The organism is Skermanella sp., assembly GCF_059503625.1.
Genome location: NZ_JCACHA010000818.1, coordinates 22,023 through 42,443 on the forward strand (window position 1 = coordinate 22,023; position 20,421 = coordinate 42,443).

Consider the following 20,421-nt stretch of genomic DNA (forward strand, 5'->3'; position numbering starts at 1 on the left):
GCCAGCGTCATCTGCGAGGCATGCAATGTTGCCGAAGGCAAGGCGGCGCCTGGCAGCAAGGCCTTCAGCCGCTCCAGCAGATCCTCTGCCGGCGCGACTGGTGCCGGCGTGGCCCGGAGGTGGCTCAGTAGTCGGTCGTCGGCCAACAGTGCAGCTTTCACCGTCAGGTCAGGGAGGGCAACTAGGGAGCTTCCGGCAGCGCTGGGCCATCCAGTTCCCAGCGCATCATCGCAAGCCACTTAGGATAGAGGATCTCGATCGCGTCGATGACCTTCGGCAAAGCCTCGATGACGGTGTCCTTCGCCTCCATGCCAGGCTCGCGCTCGAGATAGTAGCCGAAGCCTGGCCCAAGTCTGGATGCAGCATCACGCGCGGCTCGCGCTTCGTCTGGGCCCGCGCTCCTGGCCTGCCGCTCCAATTCCTCGCGTTTCACGTCGGTCAAACGGGGTTTGAGTTTCAGGCGGGCCTTGCTCGCCAGGGTATTTCGCAGCTGGTCGAGGCATGCCCGCCCGCAAGCGAACATTGATCGCTTACCGAGCCTGGGTCCACTGACTGTGTAAAATTCAAACCGGCTACGCTCCGCACCGATGTTGAGCCGTAACAAGCCTTTGTTGCCAGGGCCGACGATGTCGATCGTAACTCGCATGTTGCCCTCGGGAAGCACGATAGCCTTTCCAGATCCCGCATCCGGATTGGAGGGCCTGGCCAAAAGCTTCCCAGCGAGGCCAGTAATCTCCTCCAGCTCGTCCTTGTCAAAATGCCCGGCCTTAAGCGAGGCGAACTCCTCGACGCAATGAGGCTTATGGCGTACCGGCGACTTCCACGACCGCAGCATCGCTGCCACCTCGGGCAACATCTCGCGCCAAGTGGCTGAGAAGCGGCGATGAAAGACGAAAGCTTCGGCGAAGGCGCAGTAGCGCGCCATTTCCACCTCCCAGGCGGACATGGTGTAGTTCGCAAGGTCAGATAACTCGGACCCGTCCTGAAGCCGGAACACGCGGATCGGCTTGGTTGCCCGCCTTGAGAGATTGTCTGGAGCATAGCGAAGAAATGGGCGCCCGTCGATGCGCCCTCTGCCCTCGAAGGTAAACCCTTGGCAGGGATGGCGCAGGCGCGAGAGCACTCTGTCCTCGGTGCCGAGCACGAGGCAGCGTGGAGCCACCATAGCCGCCGTGAAGGCGCCGTCGAAGTACGCTGCCGGATCCTTCAAAAACTCGACCCCAGGCACCTGCCACTTGAGGGGCACGACGTGCTCATCGATCGGATTGCGCTGCGCGCGCACGAGGCTAGCGTACCACTCCGGGTCATCGGCCGCGAGCAGCCGATCCCCCGAAACGAAGGCGGCAGGCAATGCGTAGCTGGCGGCTCTCACCCGCTTCTGTACTTCCTTCCCGAGCCAAGCAACGCGAGCGCGGTCGTCGCTGAGTAGGGATGGCTCGCGCACCACCTCCTCGATGAGCGGCAGAACCTGCCGGACGGCGTCCTTCATCTTCCCTTCGGTTACGCCGATAGAGGCATTGCACGCTTGCTCGAACTCGTCGCGGAGACGGCGAAAGGGGTCGTCTCTCACCTCCGCAGGTCTCCCGTTGCCAAAGGTGAACTGCCCGGCCGGGCGAACATGCCGGGTGACGAAGTCGCCAGTGGGCGGGGGGTAGCAATGCGCTGCACGAAGGAACCTCTCCAAATCGGCGCCATCTTCGGCCCATCAAAACGATAATGCAATAAATGACATAGCGAGCGCAACGCTGCACTGGCGCGTCTTTCAGTAAGGGTCAGCTTACAGCCACGGCTTGAGCTTTTGGGCTGAGGTTCCAAGGCAGCAGGTCATCGATTTTGCTGGCGGGGTGTCCCTTCGCCAGCCGGTCGAGCACGGTGGTGATGTAGGCCTCTGGGTTGAGGCCATTGAGCTTGGCGGTCTCGGCGATGGTGTAGATAACGGCCGCACGTTCGCCGCCTGCGTCGCTGCCAAGGAACAAAAAATTCTTCCTGGTCATGGCGATGCCGCGCAGCAGGCGCTCCGCCAGGTTGTTGTCGATCGAGAGCCGGCCGTCGTCCAGGTAGCGCATCAGCGCATCCCATCGACCCAGGGCGTATTGCAACGCCTTGCCCAGGTCGGACTTGCCGGACAGCCGGCGCCGCTGCGCCTCCATCCAGTCCTGCAGCGCGGCCAGCAATGGCTTGCTGCGGGCCTGGCGCTCGGCGTGGCGCTGCTCGGGTGACAGGCCATTGATCTCGGCCTCGATGACGTAGAGCGCCTGGATCCGTTGCAGGCCTTCCTCGGCGATCGGCGATCTGGTGCGCTCGAACTCGTCGAACAGGTAGCGCCTGGCGTGCGCCCAGCAGGCGACATGCTGGACCGCTGGTGGCTGGCCCTGCTGCGGCCGCCAGATCGCGTTGTAGCCGGCAAAGCCATCCGCATGGACCCAGCCCTGGAACCCGGCCAGGTGGCCCTGGGGACGCTCGCCCTTGCGGTCCGCCGAGTAGCGGTAGAACGCCACGGGCGGTCCGGTCCCGTTCCAGGGCCTTGGATCATGGGCATAGACCCAGACCCTCGCCTCGCGGGTCTTGCCGCGGCCCGGCGCCAGGACCCGGATCGGCGTGTCGTCGGTCCAGAGCACCCGCTGTGCCAGGGCATGGCGGCCGATCGCCTCAGCCAGCGGCCGCAGCCACCAGGCGGCATGGCCGACCCAGTCGGCCAGGTCTGCCGCTCGATCTCGACGCCCTCGCGCGCCAGGATGCCGGAGAGCCGATAGAGCGGCAGGCCGTCGACGTATTTCGAGACCAGCACATGGGCGAGTAGCCCGGGGCCGGGGCGGCCGCGCTCCACCGGCAGGTCCGGCGTCGGGGCCTGCAATACCGTCTCGCACGACCGGCAGGCGTAGCGGGGCCGGACATGGCGGATGACCTTCAGCCGAGCCGGCAGCTTCTCCAACACCTCGGTGACATCCTCGCCCAACCGGGTCAGCCGGGCGGGGTCGGTGCAGCCGCAGCGGCAGGCCAACACCGGCTCGTGCAGGACGGTCTCGCGCGGCAGGTGCGCTGGCAGCGGCTTGCGGACGGGCTGCTGGCGCGGCTTGGTCGGCGTCGTGAGCGCCGCTTTCGCCGCGGCAGCGGCCTGGGCTTGGTTCTCCTCCAGGTCGCCGATCAGCATCTCCAGCTGGCCGACCTCCGCCGTCAGCCGTTCCGAGGATTGGCCGTATTGCTCGCGCCGGGCGCGGGCCAGCTGCACCTTGAGCTTGTCGATCTCGAGCCGGCTGTTCAGCAGCAGCGCATCGCGCTCGGCCAGCGCCGCGTCCCGCTCCGCCAGCAGGCTGCGCAGCGCGGCGATCTCGGCATCGGCGTTGGGTACGGCGCGGTATCCACCGGCCAATTCTAGCCAGCGGCATGCCCCAGGCAATTCGGAATCGGCATCCAGCTACACGGCTGTCTCCGGCCGTGCCGTCCAGGCCGGCATCCGCCAGTCGATCCCCTCCAGCAGCATCGAAAGCATCGCCGGCGTCAGCGACACCACGCCACTCGCCGCCTGCGGCCAGATAAACTTGCCACGTTCCAAACGTTTGGCGAGCAGGATTAGGCCCTGTCCATCCCAGACCAGAATCTTCAACAGGTCACCGCGGCGGCCGCGAAAGCAGAACAACGCGCCGCCATAGGGATCCTGCGCCAGCACCGTCTGCACCTGCGCCGCCAGCCCGTCGAAGCCCTTCCGCATATCGGTCACGCCGCAGGCGAGGAATACCCGCGTCCCGGGCGGCGGCCCGAACATCAACGCCCACCGAGCTCCGCCAGCAGAACCCGCAGCATTGCCGGATCCACCGCACCGCTGATGCGTACCGTCGTCCCGGACGGGAACGTCACCTCGAGCAGACCAGGCACCACGTCCACCTTTACCGGCGCGACCGTCGCGGCCGGCGAAGGTTCCGGCACGACCGCGACCGGGGCAAAGCCCGACATGGCCGTGGCCAGCATCTCGCGCCGCCAAGTGGACAGTAGCCCGGTGCCAATGCCGTGCCGGTCCGCCACCACCTTGGCCACCGCGCCAGGCACCAAGGTCTCGCTCACGATCCGTAGCTTGTCCTCGGCCGACCAGCTACGCCGGCGGACCGTCCGAACCCGGACCTCAACCCCGGAGCCGGCACCACGCCGTACCGAACCCTTACGCGCCTCGTAAGCGTCGCCTACGAGCTCAGCCGCCATGTCCATGTCGTCTGCCATGCCCACGACATCAGTCAAAAGCAGCCTTCACCTCAAGGCGGGCAACAGCTGACGGTTACCGCGGTCCGAACGTGGTGCGGCTGAAGCCGCAGCCGCGAAAGCTGGAGGTGAGTGCCAAGGAGGCCACCGAGACAGGAACGGTCATCACCTATCTCAACAAAAAAGCTTTTGTCAGATGATAATCGCGGGCGCCAAGGCCGACACGCACGCCTAAGCGGCCTGCTGGACCCTACCTCGCGGGGGGCAAGAGAGGTCCAGAACCATTCGCTTGACGTCCCGTGCCCAGGGTTCTGCGGCGTAGAAGCGCCACATCCCGCGTCGATCTGAACGGTCTTCATCAAGCATGGCTTCTACCATTGCCCGCGTAAGTCCAAAGCTGCGTGCCACAGTCTGCTCAATCAAGACGTGCGCACGGACCGGGTCCTCCGCCTCGCCGCGGTTCTGCAAGTAACTTTCGAATCCGGCCTCACCGAAGCGCGGGTTGGCATCGGAGAGCGTGAGCGCGGCGGCGGCGAGCCGCTGCAAGTCCACTTCTTCAAGCTTCGGCCACCACATGGCTTCTAGGTAAAATTTGTTGAGGTGCAGGCCGGACACCAAGCGCCGAGCAATCCAGTCGAAAATCATCGAGTTGAGCACCGCCAAGCCCACGAGTGCGGTCGTCCTGTCCCTGAACACGAGCACGGGCGCGGTGTTGCCGCACCACCATGCGTCTGGGACGAGCGTGGCATGGATTGTCCGTGTGTTCGTGGCGGAAGTCACATCGCAGATGGCCACGCGCGCTTCGGTACCAGTACGCGGCGCGATGACGAACTGAGGACGGCACGAGGACAACGACCGGTTGCTATTCGACTCCCACCGAGCTGTCCGGCCAGAGCCGCTGATCCAGCTCTTCTGGAAAAAATCGTACTGCCCCACCATGCGGCCTTCCACCAAGGGCACCAAATTCCGCCTTGCAACGCGCTGGACCGGCGTTGTTCCGCGCGTCGATGGCGAAGCATCCTCCCAGCGCGTAAACAGCCCCTTTGCGCGATCGAGTGTGAGGTCCACCTCGCGCGTGTAGTGCACCTTCCCAAGGCTGCCGCCTTCGAAGAAAGGCGAACCGACTGCTGCGATGTGGGACAGGATTTGAAGATCTTGCTGGGAGCGAACTTCGGGTATCATGCTGCCGATGCCACCGAGCTGCTCTAAGTGCCGCCGCTGGACGAGAACATGCTCGGCGCCGAGCTCCACCAGCTTAGTACACATGCCACGGACGCCGAACGCTTGTGTGCCGGCGTCCGATCGAGTGCCGACGAGGACGCCGAACTTGTAGCGACTGTCGATGGGGAACAGCTTGTCGACATTCTCGATCACCGACCAGCGCTCTAAGGACATCTGCTCAAGGTAGCGCCGCCGAAGCGGCGCCATCCCTGCGTCGGACGCCAGAGCTGCCGGAATCAATGCACCTAGGCGGCCGCCGCCGCGGAGCAGGTGCGGGGCGAGTTCCACGAAGCCCTTGTACAGGTTCTTGTCGCCGCGGCCCTGGGCGCTGAAGAGCGGAGGCAGATCTGGAGCGCCTGGTCGTTGCTCGGAGAGGCGTTCCGCAATTGCTCTCCTCGCCTCTGCGGCTGAGTGGCCGTCGGGCAGTGCTTGGCGAAGAGATTCCCAAGGCGGGTTCATCAGAAGGGCGTCAAAGGGAGCACGTGCTTTTTCTGCCCACCAGTCGGAGGATAGCGCGTCCCCGACTACGATGTTCGCAGCGATAAGCGGCAGGTCCGAGGGGAGGGCGCCAGACGCGAGCCATAGGAGATGACAGCAAAGCTCTCTGGCATCTGGGTCCAGCTCAGCACCGTAGAGGTGGAGAGCGACGGTGCGCTGCCTTGCTGGCCCGCCGCAGCCCGCCAAGACGCGGAGCGCCGCAAGCAACAAAGAGCCCGCTCCCGCGCTCGGATCCACAACACGCACTGTCCTTCTTTTTAAAAGAGGCTTCAGTGTGAGGCGGGCGAGTTGGTCGGCGAGCTCGGTGGGTGTTGCATAAGCGCCTTGCGACTTGCGACCTTCGCCCGCCGCCTGCCACTCCGCCACCCATGCCTCAAGCGCCGCCGGTGCGTTGACGACGGGGGCCACTCGCGCTGCGGCAGCTGCCAGTCGGTCCCAGGCCGCGTCTTGTGCCCGAAGACGCGGGAGCGGATGCAGAACTACACGCGGCAGCATCGCAGCGAGCGTCGTGCCGCCCCAAACATGTGGAATGCCATAATGATAATGGTTCGGTGCATGCACCGCCGCCGCGATCATGGACAGATTTGCGAGCCTACGCGCAGTTTGCGGTTCGCCGGCCAGCCGAGCCGCCGCTGCACACACTTCCTCCCATGCCTGCTTCGTCATGTTGCCACCGCGTCGGACTGTACCCCAGCCTCCCAGGCCCCTGCCTTCATGTCGAGGACGGAGAAGATTCGGTGTCCTAACTCGTCGTCACCGGATCCCGCACGGTAGGAGAAGAGGCCAAGTCCCAGGGCGACCACCCGCCCCGGCGCCCCGCTCATCGAGGGGACCTGCCAGCAGGCAGCCTCGAAGCGCCCTGGGTAGACCAGTACCGAGAGGGGCGCTCCACACGCTGACGCGGTGCAGAGAGCCTGGAAGTAGTCCTCGCGCCGTGGCCACACCTTCGAGCCCGGTACGAAGTCCGCGTACTTCGCCTCGAATGTTGCGATGGTCCGACCGCCCTCGGCAAGTTCGCCGTCTGGCACCACTAGCCGCTCCCCAGCAGCAATGCCGCACGGCTGCACGAGTAGCGGCACGTTCCGCTTGGGAACCGCGGTGATCGAACGGCCATGAGCCGACGAGATCCGAGCGGCGGCGCGAAGACCACGCTGTAGCAGACGCTCAAGGAGCGGCCACGCCTCGATGGCGACTGAGACCGCTTCTCGCCGTCCGCTAGGGCCTAACAGCGACCGACGGGCTAATATCGCGCTAGCGATCTTCCACGCTGGATCGTACGAGAGCCATTGGGATGGTAAACGCCGAAGCTCGACACCAGGCAGCGATGAGGCAGCATTGGGCGGCAGACCGGGTCGTAAGTCTTTTTGCGCAGCAAGAAGACGGGCGCGAATATTTGGCGAGCCAGCGTAGTTGGAGAGCTGGCCAGCCACGGCCGCCATTGCGTTTGTGAACGCGTTATCGGCAGTCAAATGGCTTAACTCGGTAGGAAAAATATGAGGTCGGTGGAGCGCATGCCGCAGCCAGCTGCTTGCATCCAATTTCCCCCGGAGCGCGGTCCGTATGCTCTTATGCTGTTGAATCAGTAGAAGCGGCCCGTCTCGACGCAAAGCCCGCTCCAGCCTAGTGGCGTATATCGCAGCTAGCAGGGGCAAAAGAGACTTTCGCTCCCCCGATAATCCGCCACTTCGCTCTCCCGCTGCATCAATGCGATCAGGCCCAAGTAAAAGGCTCAGGATTGAAGCAACCCAATCGCCGTCTGGCTCTGTCTTGGGCGTGACCTCCAACGTTCGGCCGCCGGACAGGCTGATCGCACCAACAACACCCTGAATTATAAGCTTACCTGCACTAGCATCAGATAAGGGCCATGACCTAAAGCGAAGCACCGATTTCAATCTGGTAAATGCCAAGTTTATTTCAGCACGCGTCGCGGCATCTACCCATATTGGCTCCCCTTCTACACAAGGCAGCAATCGAGAATCACCGTACATTTATAACAAGCCCCAAAAGGCTACAAGCACCTCTTCAAATGGGCGCCTAGCCTGCGGCACGATTTCCAACCGCGGATAAGAAACTGTTTGCATGTCGTCGGCCGGTATGTGCCATCGGGAAACGCCCACGGCGGATTGAGTTGGTGCCTGTGAGGCACCAGAGTCGCCTGCTCGAAGGATGGCCGCTAATGCTTCGTCTTGATCGGTGAAAGTCAGGCGCAGCGTTGCTCCAATCCTGTCATCAAATGCATGCGCTGCCGCTCGGGTCAGTTCCTCAACTGTTGTGCCTGCGACCGGCCACAACAAGGCATGCCCGAGTTGAAAGTCAGTTCCAAGAACTAGGCTAATTCTGCTGTTGAGGCTTCGGAGCATTAAAACCAGCAGTCTCTTAACTTCCTCCTTGGACCAGTTCGCCGGATTCGAGTCGGATGGCGCAAACGTTTCGTTTAGCCTAATGTCCGAGATACCAAAGTGCCGTGCAAGCGCGTTATAATCCGGCGGTACAGAGATAATTGCGAATCGGCGCCTTAACGCCGCGTCGAGGGGAGTAACTGAGCGGTCACTACTGTTGAGCGCGGCGACAATTGAAAGGGAAGCAGGTAGACCGAACTCTGTAGCGACAGCAGTCTCCCTACCCGCGTTTGCATAAGTCGGCTCAACATTCATGGCTTCGCGCGGATATGGTCTGGTAATTTTTGCGCCCCAACCTTCAGGCCGATCTAGGCGCTTGTCAGCGTCCAAGAGAGCAAGAGTGTCCCCGAATATCGCTGCCGTAGGTCCTCGATTAAATTCGTCAATGATCAGCATCGCTCGACGTTGCGGCGCACCCGTAGCCCAATGAGCTAGCGAGACGAGCGGACCAGGCCGTGCCGTCAGTTTGAAACCGTCTGCAACCATCGAGGGCAAAAGGCCCGCTACAAAGTCCTCGTACCCATAGGAGGGGTGGAAAACGACGGTCAAAGCCCGGCGGTCGTCAGCACTGATTTCTTTCCAAGCGTAATCCCAGGCCTTTGTGTCAAAAAATACTCGCCCGGCTTGGCTGAGGAACTCAGCGCGGAGGTCCTCAAGCGCTACGGTTTTTCCGGTGCCAGGTGGACCAACTAGCAAAACGTTCGGGTCGCGGTAGAGCGAATCTGTTATTTGCTGAAATAGCTCCTTCGCCCTAATCGCGGGCGGCGGTGGAGTTTCGAAAGTTACGGCTCCACCACCAACGTTGTTGGGAAGAGCGTTGATTGCGTCGCGGACCAGTTTAGGAAGAGTTGCTATGCCTCTTCCTTCCTGCCCCGCAGGAGGATTTCCAAGATATGCCCGAGCATGCAGGTTGTTACCGTCGTCTCTTAATTTAATCGATACAATCCACGGGTTTAAGTTTTTTGCAAAAAGGGAATGGAACTCGGCATCCGCTCCTGCCTCGGTCGTTATATGTGGAGTACCAGGAATCGTTATCGATAAATCGGCAGCAGGATCACCAACTCTCCATGGCAACGGAGACTCACTCATTGGTAGCCAGGAAAGCTGGCCTCGAAGGTCTCCTTCAGCGGCGGACATTCGCCATTCGCCGGGTCTCTCACCGCCAGGCCATACATGGCTAACGGGCACTGACGCATTACCGGTTCTGCCAAGGGTTCTATCTATGACGGGGTATTGCGCAGCTGGAGACTGCAGAAAATCTTTAGAATATTTTGTACTTCCAGAAATGCGGCCGTAAGTAGCTGCAAAAGCAGCCTTTCCATATCGCCAAAAAAATACTGCCTGAACTTCGCGGAGGTTCATTTTTTGTAATCCGATCCGGTAATTATTACTTCAGGCGAAGCGCTAGGTTCGACATCCCTGCGATTCTGGGCTGCAACTGATCGCCGCGTGGTTAGACGTATGACATTCGCGAAAGAAAACAACTCTCGTACGGTGGATGTATCGCGGTTCGAAAGAACCCACATTACTCCACGGCGGGATAAATCTTCACACCCAGCGGCCAGATCGGCAAGGCTGGCAAGTCGGAACCTAGTCTCGGTATACCCGGCAAATTTACTTGTGTCGGAGACCGGAAGGTATGGTGGATCTAAATAGACAAAGTCACCGCGGCGAGGCTTTTTGAGAGCTTCTCTGAAATCGAGCTCTTCGATGTCTGTTGAAACCAGCACCGAACTTATGTCGAGTATAGTTGAACGGTCGATGCCTCGAAAGGGTCTAGCGCCCCATGGCACATTGAATACGCCCCACCGATTGACTCGCCACAAGCTATTCCACGAAGTCTGGTTCAAGTAAAAAAACCGAGCAGCGCGTGCTATCGGATTTATAGGTGTTTCGCTCCGAATTAGGTAGTAATCGGCTTCACTGTCTCGGCCTACGTATGCAGTTAATGCATGTAGAAAATCATCCGGTTGTTCGCGGACAATTTTCCATACGTTTATCAACTCACCGTTTAAGTCAGACAAGAACGCGCGCCCTGTTGCCCGCTGCCGAACAGTGAAAAAGACTGAACCGGCGCCAAGAAACGGCTCGTAGTAGTTTTTGAACCGGCCAGGAAAATGAGGAAGGAGTGATGGCATTAACCTTGTTTTACCGCCAGCCCATCGCAAGAATGGCTTGACACTCTTTTCAAGCTCTAGGCCCTCTAGGCCCGGAAGCCAAGAGCTTGACGGCGCCATCTTGGTAGCCATGGTAGTAAATGGCATGTCTTCACTTGCTGTGATTGTGGGCCGTCGCAACGGAGAACTAAACTCTTTTGTCAAGATCGTTGGTGTCCGAATGGGTGTGAAGATGGTTGTTGCTCAGGCACCTGAGCTTAGCTTGCGATTCGCTGAGTGCCGACCTGCCGGGCGGCAGAAACCAGCCTACTGATTGTTGCGGGATTGACCTTGAATTGGCGAGCAGCTTCGGCGCCCGTCCCTCGTCCAGTCATCACTATTTCCAAGATTTCGGCCCGCTGCTCTTGGGTCAGCTTGGGTCTGCGGCCGCCTCTCCGTCCACGAGCTACGGCAGCAATCAGGCCGGCGCTCGTTCGCTCTCGAACCATCGCTCGTTCGAATTCCGCAAATGATCCGCACATCTTCATCATCATTCGACCGGCTGGAGTGGTCGTGTCGATGGCCTCCGTGAGCGATCGAAAACCAGCGCCAGCGCACTCAATCTGGTCCATGACGTGCAGGAGATCTTTAAGCGATCGGGACAGGCAATCGAGCTTCCAAACCACGACGACGTCCTCGTGCCTAAGCTGCCCAAGCAGTCGTTGAAGTTCTGGCCGATCCCAACGTCCACCGCAGGCGTGTTCGGTAAATAGGCACGAACAGCCGGCTGCATTTAGTGCTTTGACTTGAGCATCTGATCCTTGCTCTTCGACCGAGACGCGCACATAGCCAAAAAGCAAAAGCGACTCCATCATGGCGGTAGGGTAGGTGCCTAGAGACTCGCTTAGGCAATAGGTTTCTGCAACAGGAAAAGCACGGGTTTCGCGGGAGGGGTACCGACCTTGGGGTAAGCGTCCGTTGCCTCCAAGACCGGCCCTCTGATCCTCCCCGGTTTGGGTGGACACCTCTGATACGCTCTTGAGGAGCGAGGCAGGTGATCCGATGGCAGCGAAAGCAAGACGGGAGTTCACCCTGGAGTTCAAGCGTGAGGCTGTTGCCCTGCTGCAGGGCAGTGGGCGACCGCTTGCGCGGGTCGCGGCGGAGCTGGGCATCCAACCCTCGATGCTGCGGCATTGGCGGGCGGCCCACAACGGCGATCCCGCTCGCCCGCGTGCCGGGCAGCCGACGGGATCGATCGCGGCCACGGGACCGGCGGCTCCGTCTCCCGCCGACCTCGCCTCGGAGAATGCCAAGTTGCGACGCGAGCTCGAGCGGACGCGGATGGAGCGCGACGTGCTAGAAAAAGCCATCGGCATCTTCGCGGAGGTGCCGAGGTGAGGTTCGCCTTTATCGAGCAGCATGCCGCCACCTATCCGGTGCGCCTCATGTGCCGCGTGCTCGAGGTCTCGCCGAGCGGCTACTACGCCTGGCGGTTGCGTCCCGAGAGCCCGCGCTCGATTGAGAACCGCGCCCTCGTGGACGAGATCCGGCGCCTCCAGGCCCGACACAGGGGCCGCTACGGCAGCCGACGCATGCATGCCGCCCTGCGGCTCGAGGGTCACCGGTGCAGCCGAGGCCGCGTCGAGCGCCTCATGCGCCGCCACCGCATCCGGGCATTGGCCGGGCGCCGCTTCCGGCCTTGCACCACCGACAGCCGCCATCACCTTGCGGTCGCGCCGAACCTCCTGGCTCAGCGCTTTGAGGCGCCGACCCCCAACCGTGTATGGCTTGCCGATCTGACCTACATTCCAACCGGCGAAGGCTGGCTTTATCTCGCTGCCGTCCTCGACCTCGCCACCCGGAAGGTGGTCGGCTGGGCGATGCGCGACCATATGCGGGTCGAACTCACTCTCTCGGCTCTCATGATGGCGGTACAGCGACAGAGGCCGGGGGCAGGCCTGCTCCAACACTCGGACCGCGGCAGCCAATATGCGGCCGAGGCCTACGTCGCGCAGCTCACCACGATCGGCGCGGTCGCCTCCATGAGCCGCAAGGGCTGCTGCTACGACAACGCGCCCATAGAGAGCTTCTTCCACACCCTTAAAATCGAACTCGTCCACCAGCAGCGTTGGGCAACCCGTGACGATGCCCGCCGTGAGCTGTTCGCCTATATCGAAGGTTATTATAATCGAGCCCGTATGCACTCGGCCCTCGGCTATCTCACCCCCGAACAGGCCGAGCAGCGTATGGCAAGCTAAACCCCCGTCCACCCAAACCGGGGAGGATCAGCTTTCAGCAGGGCAGGGTTGTGGACTCTGTCAGCCATCCAGGCGAAAGCATCATACTTATCTGACTACGGACTGACCTATTGAGCCCATTCGAAATCCGTTAGGGGCTGAATGCACCTAGTCTCGGCGATCAACTCATCCAAGCCTCGCACCAATGATCCGACAACTCGGCTGGCCTGTCCTCCGTCGCCAATAGGTTGAGATCAACGGGACTTGGTATCAACGAGTCCAAGTTCCCCACCTTGGCTGACAAAGTCCACATTCCATGGACGCTTGTGGCCCTTAACAGTGAAGCTGGCTATCGGGACGAGCCGCCAAGTTCGGCCCAACTTGGCTGAACGTGAAGTGCTGCCGCGAATGGCCCGATTCTCGAAGGGAAAGGGACTTATACCAAGTCCCTGTCATCCCGACCTATCAGCCGCGGATCGGACGTTGCAATCCGCAGTGGTTGCAACCGCTATGCTTGGCGCTTTCCCGTGATTGCGGCAAGCCCTGCATCACTTGCGGTAAGGGGGGTTTATCGCATGTGTGGATGCCCCCTGCGGGTCAAGGCGAATAAGCGACGCAGGCATCGAGAGCACGAGCGCAATCCTGTGTTCGACCTGGTATCCGGCCGATCTTGGCAAGCCGGGAGGCGCCAAGCCGGGCCATGAGGGCCACAGCCGTGTCCGGATCCCCACATTGACGGCATGAACCCCAACCTTGGCAGCAAGAGCTGGACGTTCAATCAGACAGTCAGCCAGGATTAAGGCTGTCTCCCATTCGAGCCAAGCGGAGGACTGCGGTCCACAGGCAATGGGGTCGTCGATGCCCGACAGACCATCTCTACACTGTCGTCAATGCCACCAATCTGTGCCGAATTTGCGCTTAATAGATAATAGCCTAGCACCGTGGCCGGATCGACCCGCCCAACAAGCCCCTTTCCAAGCTGTTTGCTCGTATCCCGGATCTCGAAGTGGAGATGCGGATAGTTTTTGGTTTTCTTTGCATTTCCAGTGAGTCCAGTCTTAGCAATGACCTGTTTGGCTTTCACGAAATCTCCGGATTTGACCAACACTTCGCTTAAGTGGGCATAGAATGCATATCGAGTTTCTGAACTGCTTTGATCGGACGAACCGATAAGATTGAATTGAATAAGAACCTGTTTCCCGTAGTCGCCTACGTCATTGGGTTCTATCCACAAAACAACACCCTCAGCGATAGCAAAAGTATCTGTGCCTTCTGGAGCATAAAGATCCCAACCCTGATGGTTCTTCGTATTGTTGTTTCGAACCTTACCGTAAGCTGCGTGTGAAACTTTATGTTGGACGCCTTGGTCGCTGCGGAGGCGCATGACGGCGAGCGGATTATAGAGCGGCATTTGATTTCCCCGGCTTCTACCTTCACCATCGCAACATAAAACTCAAAACAGTCTCGTTGGCACCTGTTTTTGTGGAGTACCAGGCCAGCGTGTTGCATGGGTCAGGGGCTTGGACGCATTCGTCCCCGCCTGCGCTTGCGATCAGGCGACGCGGACGTATTCGGGCCGCCCAAGCTCGAGCATACGGTTCAGCACGTTGGCGGCGATGGCCACCTCAGTCGCCTGTCGCCCATCCGTTCGCGAGCGAAGCCAGTCGCCGATGACGCGTTTCCACCGGGAGATGTCGGCCTCTACCAGGGCGCGCCAGTTATAGCCCGACGCGCGCTGCCAACCCATGCGGCCGCGTTCGGCGATACATCGCAAGTGCGCATCCCGCTGCGTCGGCGCGGTTTCGGCTGCGACGCTCGGCACCGCGCTCGCGCGTGGCGGGACGACGACGGCCGCCTCGGGATGGCGTGCCGCGACCTCGGCATCGACATCGTCCCGGTCGTAGGCACCATCGCCGATGAAGGCCGCCACCGAACCATCGACCCGGTCGAGCAAGGGGCTGACTTGCGAGCCGTCGTCAGCATCCCTGTCGGTCAGCACCGAGGCGACGATCTGGCCCGTGTCGGCGTCGGTAGCGAGGTGCAGCACCCGCCAGGCTCGGCGCCGCTTGCTGCCATGCTTCTCCTCCAGCCAGCTGCCGGGACCGCACAGCCGTAGTCCTGTGCTGTCCACCAATAGGTATACGGGCTCACGCCCGCAGCGCGGCCGCGCCACCTCGAGCGTCTCGGCGGCTGAGGGTCGAGTGGTCCGGCACGGCGAGGTTGAGGCCAAGCAACTGTAGAATGGAGCCGATCAGGCCCTCGGTCTGGCGCAGCGCCAAGCGAAACATAGCCCGCAGGGTCAAGGCGGTGGCGATCGCCAGCGCGGAGTAGGTGGGCTGCCCGCCCCGGCCAGTGCGCGGCTCGGCCCTCCAGGCCTCGATCGCCTCCAGCGTGAACCAGACGGTCAGGCTGCCGCGGGCGCGCAGCCCGGCATCGTACTCGGTCCAGTTGGTGACCCGGTGCTTCTGCTTGGGAATATGGTGGCGCCGATTTCCGTTCGTTTTGAAAGGCACGACGGCGGTCCCTGGAGGGTTGAGGGGGATTCGCCCCGGCTTCACCCTACCCGAAGCAGCCCAAGCCGCCGACCCCTGCAACAAAGTGCCCCCGAGGAGCTCAGCCCCAACCCGTAGCTGCGAACGCCGCCCGCCGCCTAACCTCGGCATCCGCGGCCTTGGCCGTATGGATTCGAAGAACATCGCGGCCATGCAGGAACAGGTCGAGCGCTTCGCTCGCGCCTACTACGCGAAGAAGCTCGGGCTGCCCTTTGAGGGCAAGCCCGAGGAAGAAGGCTAGAGACCGCGCGACAGGCCGGTGACGCCAGGCCGATACACGATGATGCAAAGCTCGGTCAGCGGGAAACGGGAAAGGCCGATGCTGTTGTTGCCGGGCACATCTGTCCAAGTGATCCTTTCGGAATACTGGCTGCGCTGATCGCCGGTACCTGTCCCGTAGCGCGCGGCGAGCGCCGCACGGTAGCGGTCGAACAGGTTCGGACTGCAACTCTCCTTCTCCAGCGCCACAAGCTGAAGCTTGGAAGCCGCATCGAAGCAAAGCCAAGCCTCGAAGGAGTCCCTGTCTACCGAGTAGTTTCCTCTTACAACGCACGCCAAGTCGGCGCGTGAGTATTTTTGATCGAATGGCACTCGGCGTAGGCTGCCGCGCGAGGCGGCGACAGCATCGTCAGCGGACATTCCCCATCGGGTGAATTGCCAATCGGCGCGCGATGGTGCCGCGCCGAGCAGGAGGGCCGCTCCAATGGCGGCGAGAAAGCGCAGGCGCGACACTGAATACCTCACGTTACGGAGGCGCCATTATATGCGCGCGTAGGTTTATCTGCGAGCGCAAAATGACGTTTCGAGCGCTGCGCTCGGGCTTGCTATGCGAAGAAGCTCAGTCTGCCCTTTAGGGCAAGCCCGAAGAGAAATGCTAGAGCCCGCGCGACAGGCCGCTGCTGCCTGGCTTGTAGAGGATGTCGCACACCGCGACATCTTGTTGCACGGGTCAGCGGCCTGGACACACTGAGCCCTGCTCGGTTCTAGGATCATGCGGTCCGGATGTACTCCGGCCGCCCAAGCTCGAGCATGTGGTTCAGCGCCTTGGCAGCGATGGCCACTTCGGTCGCCTGACGCCCATCCGTTTGTAAGCGTAGCCCGTCACCGATGACGCGCTTCCATCTCGAGATGTCCGCCTCTACCAGGGCAAGCCAGTTGTATCCTGATGCCCGCTGCCAGCCCATGCGCCCACGCTCGGCAATACAGCGCAGATGTGCATCCCGCTGTGTCGGCGCGGTCTCAGCTGTGCCGCTCGGCACCGCATTCGCCCGAGGCAGGACGATGATGAACGCATCTGGATATCGCGCTGCAATCTCGGCATAGACGCCGTCTCGGTCGTAGGCTCCATCGCCGGTAAGGGATGCCATGGAACCATCGACCCCGCCGAGCAAAGGGCCGACTTGAGAGCCGTCATCGGCATCCCTGCTGGTCAACGCCGAGGTGACGATCTGGCTGGTTTCGGCGTCCGTGGCAAGGTGGAGCATCTTCCAGTCCCGGCGCCGCTTGGTGCCGTGCTTCTCCTCCAGCCAACCGCCCGGACCGCATAGCCGAAGACCGGCGCTGTCCACCAGCAGGTGCACCGGCTCGCGCCCGCAGCGTGGCCGCGGCACCTCCAGCGTCGCGGCCCGACGGCTCAGGGTGGAGTGGTCCGGCACCGCAAGGTCGAGGCCAAGCAGCTGCAGGATGGAGCCAATCAGGCCTTCGGTTTGGCGCAGCGCCAGGCGGAACACGGCACGTAGCGTCAGGGCGGTTGCGATTGCCAGGTCCGAGTACTTCGCTTGGCCACCCCGGCCAGTGCGCGCCTCGGCGCGCCACCCTGCAATCGCCTCGGCCGTGAACCATACAGTCAGGCTGCCACGGGCGCGCAGCGCGGCATCGTACTCAGCGGAGTTGGTCGCCAGGATCTTCCGGAAGGTGATCACGGGCAGCCAGACTGCCTCTGTGACAGAACTACGGTGGTTTCAGACGGGACTGCTTTGACGGCTCTAGTCAGGTCGCGAAGCGCTGCAACCTGGGCAGTTGCAGAACTCTTGATGATGGTCCCGAGCCGCTCCACCACCTCGGTCAGGGACGGGCCTTCCTGGGGCTTGGGCGTCAGTAGCTTGACGATGTTGTCCCACCTCGCCCTGCTCGAACTGCCGCTGCGCCAGGGTAGCGAGCGACTGGTTCATGAGCGTCAGGGTGTCGTTCAGGCCCTCGAAGACGGCGATCAGGTCTTTGTCCATGATCCCGAGGGTGACCCCTCGTGGCGCGAATGGGTCCCCCTATCCGCACGGTCGAGGACTGCACGCAGGAGGCGGTCCGAGACGTCCGCCTCCTGCCAGTCGGGCAGGCGGCGCCAACATGTCATGCCGGGCCCACAGCCCGTCTCCTGCGGCAGCATCTCCCACGGGATCTCCGACTACAGGACGAAGAGGATGCCGGTCAGGGCCGCGCGGTCGGGCAGATGAGGCCGACCGCCCCTCGGCTTCGGCGGCAGTAGCGCTTCACGCCGCCCACAGCGCATCGGGGATAAGGGGCCTGCTCCTGCGCTCAAAACACGCCAAACCAAATTGTTAGACGCTCTTAAACCGCGTGGCTGATGACTTCGGCAGGAAAGCGGAACCCGGCGTAGAGGGAGCTAGCGGCTTCCGATCTCATTCCGGATATTTACCGGACCCGGGGCAAGCGGCCAACTCCTGCTATGCTGACGGTGCCGATTACTCTGCGCAGTTGCCGCTGAGTCCGATCACAAACCCCTAGGGCACTGAGCTAGCCCTCGTTGCGGCGGGCGGCGGCGATCTCCTTCCCTGCCCAACCCTCGGTGATCTTCACCAACTCGGTGACGTCGCCATTGGCCCCGCCGTCCGCCATGGCGAGGCCATAGAGCATCTGCGCGGCGCGGCTCGTCGGCATCACCAGCCCCAGCGCCTCGGCCTCCTGTAGGGCGAGCCGCATGTCCTTGGCCATCAGCTCCATCCGAAAACCGAAGTCGAAGCGCCGGCTCAGCACCGGGCCGGTGGCAAAGCGCTCGGCCGGAAAGCTGCGGCCGGAAGATTTGTTGATTGTGTCGATCATCAACTCGGGGTCGATCCCGGCCTTGGCGCCCATGGCCAGCGCCTCGCAGGCCGCAGCCCAGGTGGTCGCCGCCAGCAGGTTGTTCACCAGCTTCAGAGTCTGGCCCTGGCCGACCTGGCCGCCGACCAGCACGGTATTGGCGCCGATCACCTCGAGCACCGGGCGCACCCGGTCGAAGGCCGCCCGGTCGCCGGCCACCATCACCGCCAGCGTGCCGGCCTCGGCCCCGGCGACGCCGCCGCTGACCGGGGCATCCAACGCCACGACGCCGCGCGGCGCGAGGCCGGCCGCCACCACCTGCGCCGCCTGCGCCCCGGTGGTGGAGAGGTCGACATAGATCCGCAGCGCATCGCCTTCGGCTAGACCGGCCACGCCGAGCGCCACCTGCCGCACCACCTCGGGCGTCGGCAAGCTGACCAACACGATGGCCGCCTCCCCAGCGACGGCGGCGGGGCTGTCGCGTCCCTCCGCCCCGCGCGAGACGGCGGCGGCCTGCGCCACCGGGTTGAGGTCATGCGCCAGCACCCGGTGCCCGGCCTCAAGCAGGCGCCGGACCATCGGCACGCCCATGGCGCCGAGACCGATGAAGCCCAATGCTTCCCTCATAGTGGCTTCCGTCACGGCTGCACCAGCGGGCAGCCGCCCTCGGCCAGCGGGCGGAAGGCCTGCTCGCCTGGGACGGTCGAGAGAATGCGGTAGAGGTCCCACGGGCTAGTCGATTCCCCGGGCTTCTTGACCTCCACCAGATGCACGTCATGCACGTGCCGGCCATCCGCCCGCACCCGCCCACCCCGGGCGAAGACGTCGTCGACCGGCAGCTCCCGCATCTTCGCCGCCACCGCCATCGCCTCATCCGTACCGGCGGCCTCGATCGCCTTCAGCCAGTGGCGAACGCCGGAATAGACACCGGCCTGGTACTGCGTCGGCATGACGCCGCGATGACGCTCAGCGAAGCGGCGGGCGAAGGCGCGGGATTCCTCGTTCTGGTTCCAATACCAGGCATCCACTGAGACGACGCCTTGTGCAGTTTCCAGACCGAGCGACTTGATGTCGGTGATGTTGACGAAGAAACCGACCAGCCGCTGGCCCTGCCGTGTCAGGCCAAACTCGCCCGCCTGCTTGACCGCATTAACCGTATCCGTGCCGGCATTGGCCAGCGCCACGACTTGGGCGCGGGAGGATTGCGCCTGCAGCAGGAAAGAAGAGAAGTCGCCCGTGTTTAGCGGATGCCGCGCCCGGCCGAGGACCCGGCCGCCCTCGGCGTTCACCACGGCTTCCGAGCCGCGTTCCTGGGCATAGCCGCCCTCGTAGTCAACCGTCAGATAGTACCAGCTCCGGCCGCCCTGGGCCATGACGGCGTGGGTGATGCCGCTGGTCAGGGCGTAGCTGTCCAGCACCCAGTGAAAGCCGACCGGCGAGCATTGCCGCCCGGTCAGTTCGGTGGAGGCGGCCGAGGTATTGATGATGATGCGGTTGCGCTCCCGCCCCACCTGCTACACCGCCAGTGCCACGGCGCTGTTCGGCATGTCGATGATCATGTCGACCCGGTCGGTGTCGATCCAGCGGCGGGCCAGGGCGGCGCCGACATCTGGCTTGTTCTGGTGGTCGCCGCCAACCACTTCGATCGGCTTACCCAGCGCGCGGCCGCCATGGTCCTCGGCCGCCATCCGGGCGGCGACCATGGAGCCGGGGCCGGAAAAATCGGCGTAGGGGCCAGAGACGTCGGTCAGCACGCCGACCCGCACGACGTTGTCAGAAACGACTGGGGCCGCGGTTTGGGCAGGTGCCAGCGACGGCGCGAGCAGCGTGATAAGGGCCGCGACGGCCCTGCGGATCCTGGACATCGGTCTTCCTCCTGTGTGGCGCTTTGGGCACCTTGCCGCCCAGGCTACACCACCGGAGGAAAACGGCCAGCCGCGCCCCGCCAACATCCCGCCCCGCTGGCGTTCCTCCCGGGCAAGGCAGCAAGAGGGGCACGGACGTGGAGACCGGATCGGAGCCAGCCAGACAGGTTAGCCAGACAGTCGGGTCACAGACCCTAGCGCCCAGAGGGGAGACCAGATTTCTAGGCCTGGTATGATGAAGGGCTGCCGCAAGAAAGTGTGGTGACATTACGTATTCATCGTCCGGGCCCTGTTGCACAATCCAGGTGAAGGGCCCGACTACCTTT

Annotated in this window: 13 protein-coding genes and 5 pseudogenes; 1 reads left to right on the forward strand and 17 read right to left on the reverse strand. The window is 62.7% G+C overall.

What is annotated here, in order from left to right; translation table 11 throughout:
* Positions 1-181 precede the first annotated feature (181 nt).
* From AC5JJ6_RS29240 to AC5JJ6_RS29285, 10 genes and pseudogenes are all read right to left on the reverse strand, one after another.
* Positions 182-1,570, reverse strand: a complete 1,389-nt coding sequence (locus tag AC5JJ6_RS29240; RefSeq protein ID WP_496045435.1) for a hypothetical protein — start codon at positions 1,568-1,570, stop codon at positions 182-184.
* A gap of 202 nt (positions 1,571-1,772) precedes the next feature.
* Positions 1,773-3,319 (reverse strand): annotated as a pseudogene (gene tnpC, locus AC5JJ6_RS29245) (IS66 family transposase).
* Positions 3,320-3,415: 96 nt separating this feature from the next.
* The gene (gene tnpB / locus AC5JJ6_RS29250) at positions 3,416-3,763 is read right to left on the reverse strand and encodes an IS66 family insertion sequence element accessory protein TnpB (RefSeq protein WP_496045436.1); all 348 of its coding nucleotides are present in this window, start codon (positions 3,761-3,763) and stop codon (positions 3,416-3,418) included.
* The gene (gene tnpA, locus AC5JJ6_RS29255) at positions 3,763-4,212 is read right to left on the reverse strand and encodes an IS66-like element accessory protein TnpA (RefSeq protein ID WP_496045437.1); all 450 of its coding nucleotides are present in this window, start codon (positions 4,210-4,212) and stop codon (positions 3,763-3,765) included. Before tnpA ends, tnpB begins: the two co-directional genes overlap by 1 nt.
* Positions 4,213-4,422: 210 nt before the next feature.
* Positions 4,423-6,576, reverse strand: coding sequence for an N-6 DNA methylase (locus AC5JJ6_RS29260; protein WP_496045438.1), 2,154 nt, complete (start codon positions 6,574-6,576; stop codon positions 4,423-4,425).
* The gene (locus AC5JJ6_RS29265; protein WP_496045463.1) at positions 6,573-6,734 is read right to left on the reverse strand and encodes a hypothetical protein; all 162 of its coding nucleotides are present in this window, start codon (positions 6,732-6,734) and stop codon (positions 6,573-6,575) included. The genes AC5JJ6_RS29260 and AC5JJ6_RS29265 overlap by 4 nt, the downstream gene beginning before the upstream one ends.
* Before the next feature lie 48 nt (positions 6,735-6,782).
* Positions 6,783-7,898, reverse strand: a pseudogene (locus AC5JJ6_RS29270) (5-methylcytosine restriction system specificity protein McrC); the annotation flags it as partial.
* A complete protein-coding gene (locus tag AC5JJ6_RS29275) occupies positions 7,899-9,446 on the reverse strand; it encodes an McrB family protein (RefSeq protein WP_496045439.1) in 1,548 nt (515 codons plus the stop codon). It lies immediately after the preceding pseudogene.
* A 221-nt stretch (positions 9,447-9,667) separates the two neighbouring features.
* On the reverse strand, positions 9,668-10,573 hold the full coding sequence (locus tag AC5JJ6_RS29280) for a DNA adenine methylase (protein ID WP_496045440.1): 906 nt from the start codon (positions 10,571-10,573) through the stop codon (positions 9,668-9,670).
* Positions 10,574-10,683: 110 nt separating this feature from the next.
* Positions 10,684-11,280: a recombinase family protein gene (locus AC5JJ6_RS29285; protein ID WP_496045441.1), complete on the reverse strand. Its 597-nt coding sequence runs from the start codon at positions 11,278-11,280 to the stop codon at positions 10,684-10,686.
* Positions 11,281-11,467: 187 nt separating this feature from the next.
* On the opposite strand from AC5JJ6_RS29285, the gene AC5JJ6_RS29290 reads away from it, so the two are divergent.
* A protein-coding gene (locus tag AC5JJ6_RS29290; RefSeq protein WP_496045442.1) for an IS3 family transposase occupies positions 11,468-12,663 on the forward strand; the annotation gives its coding sequence in 2 pieces (ribosomal slippage) (positions 11,468-11,765 and positions 11,765-12,663; 1,197 coding nt in all).
* A 775-nt stretch (positions 12,664-13,438) separates the two neighbouring features.
* Here the strand turns inward: AC5JJ6_RS29290 and AC5JJ6_RS29295 are convergent.
* The 7 genes and pseudogenes from AC5JJ6_RS29295 to AC5JJ6_RS29325 all read right to left on the reverse strand — a co-directional run bounded on the left by AC5JJ6_RS29295 (position 13,439) and on the right by AC5JJ6_RS29325 (position 20,182).
* A complete protein-coding gene (locus AC5JJ6_RS29295; protein ID WP_496045443.1) occupies positions 13,439-14,053 on the reverse strand; it encodes a M23 family metallopeptidase in 615 nt (204 codons plus the stop codon).
* Between the two features lie 141 nt (positions 14,054-14,194).
* Positions 14,195-15,155: pseudogene (locus tag AC5JJ6_RS29300) on the reverse strand (IS5 family transposase).
* A 276-nt stretch (positions 15,156-15,431) separates the two neighbouring features.
* Entirely contained in the window at positions 15,432-15,926 is a 495-nt protein-coding gene (locus tag AC5JJ6_RS29305) for a hypothetical protein (protein ID WP_496045444.1), read from the reverse strand.
* Positions 15,927-16,183: 257 nt separating this feature from the next.
* The gene (locus AC5JJ6_RS29310; RefSeq protein ID WP_496045445.1) at positions 16,184-17,116 is read right to left on the reverse strand and encodes an IS5 family transposase; all 933 of its coding nucleotides are present in this window, start codon (positions 17,114-17,116) and stop codon (positions 16,184-16,186) included.
* A gap of 350 nt (positions 17,117-17,466) precedes the next feature.
* Positions 17,467-17,740, reverse strand: a pseudogene (locus AC5JJ6_RS29315) (transposase); the annotation flags it as partial.
* Positions 17,741-17,945: 205 nt separating this feature from the next.
* The gene (locus AC5JJ6_RS29320; protein WP_496045446.1) at positions 17,946-18,857 is read right to left on the reverse strand and encodes an NAD(P)-dependent oxidoreductase; all 912 of its coding nucleotides are present in this window, start codon (positions 18,855-18,857) and stop codon (positions 17,946-17,948) included.
* Between the two features lie 11 nt (positions 18,858-18,868).
* Positions 18,869-20,182: pseudogene (locus AC5JJ6_RS29325) on the reverse strand (ABC transporter substrate-binding protein).
* Positions 20,183-20,421 lie beyond the last annotated feature (239 nt).

Coding starts and splice junctions, on each gene's coding strand:
- tnpB (WP_496045436.1), bottom strand. CDS start 3,763: ATGTTCGGGCCGCCGCCCGGGACGCGGGTATTCCTCGCCTGCGGCGTG.
- AC5JJ6_RS29295 (WP_496045443.1), bottom strand. CDS start 14,053: ATGCCGCTCTATAATCCGCTCGCCGTCATGCGCCTCCGCAGCGACCAA.
- AC5JJ6_RS29285 (WP_496045441.1), bottom strand. CDS start 11,280: ATGATGGAGTCGCTTTTGCTTTTTGGCTATGTGCGCGTCTCGGTCGAA.
- AC5JJ6_RS29260 (WP_496045438.1), bottom strand. CDS start 6,576: ATGACGAAGCAGGCATGGGAGGAAGTGTGTGCAGCGGCGGCTCGGCTG.
- AC5JJ6_RS29265 (WP_496045463.1), bottom strand. CDS start 6,734: ATGAGCGGGGCGCCGGGGCGGGTGGTCGCCCTGGGACTTGGCCTCTTC.
- AC5JJ6_RS29320 (WP_496045446.1), bottom strand. CDS start 18,857: ATGAGGGAAGCATTGGGCTTCATCGGTCTCGGCGCCATGGGCGTGCCG.
- tnpA (WP_496045437.1), bottom strand. CDS start 4,212: ATGGCAGACGACATGGACATGGCGGCTGAGCTCGTAGGCGACGCTTAC.
- AC5JJ6_RS29275 (WP_496045439.1), bottom strand. CDS start 9,446: ATGTCCGCCGCTGAAGGAGACCTTCGAGGCCAGCTTTCCTGGCTACCA.
- AC5JJ6_RS29280 (WP_496045440.1), bottom strand. CDS start 10,573: ATGCCATTTACTACCATGGCTACCAAGATGGCGCCGTCAAGCTCTTGG.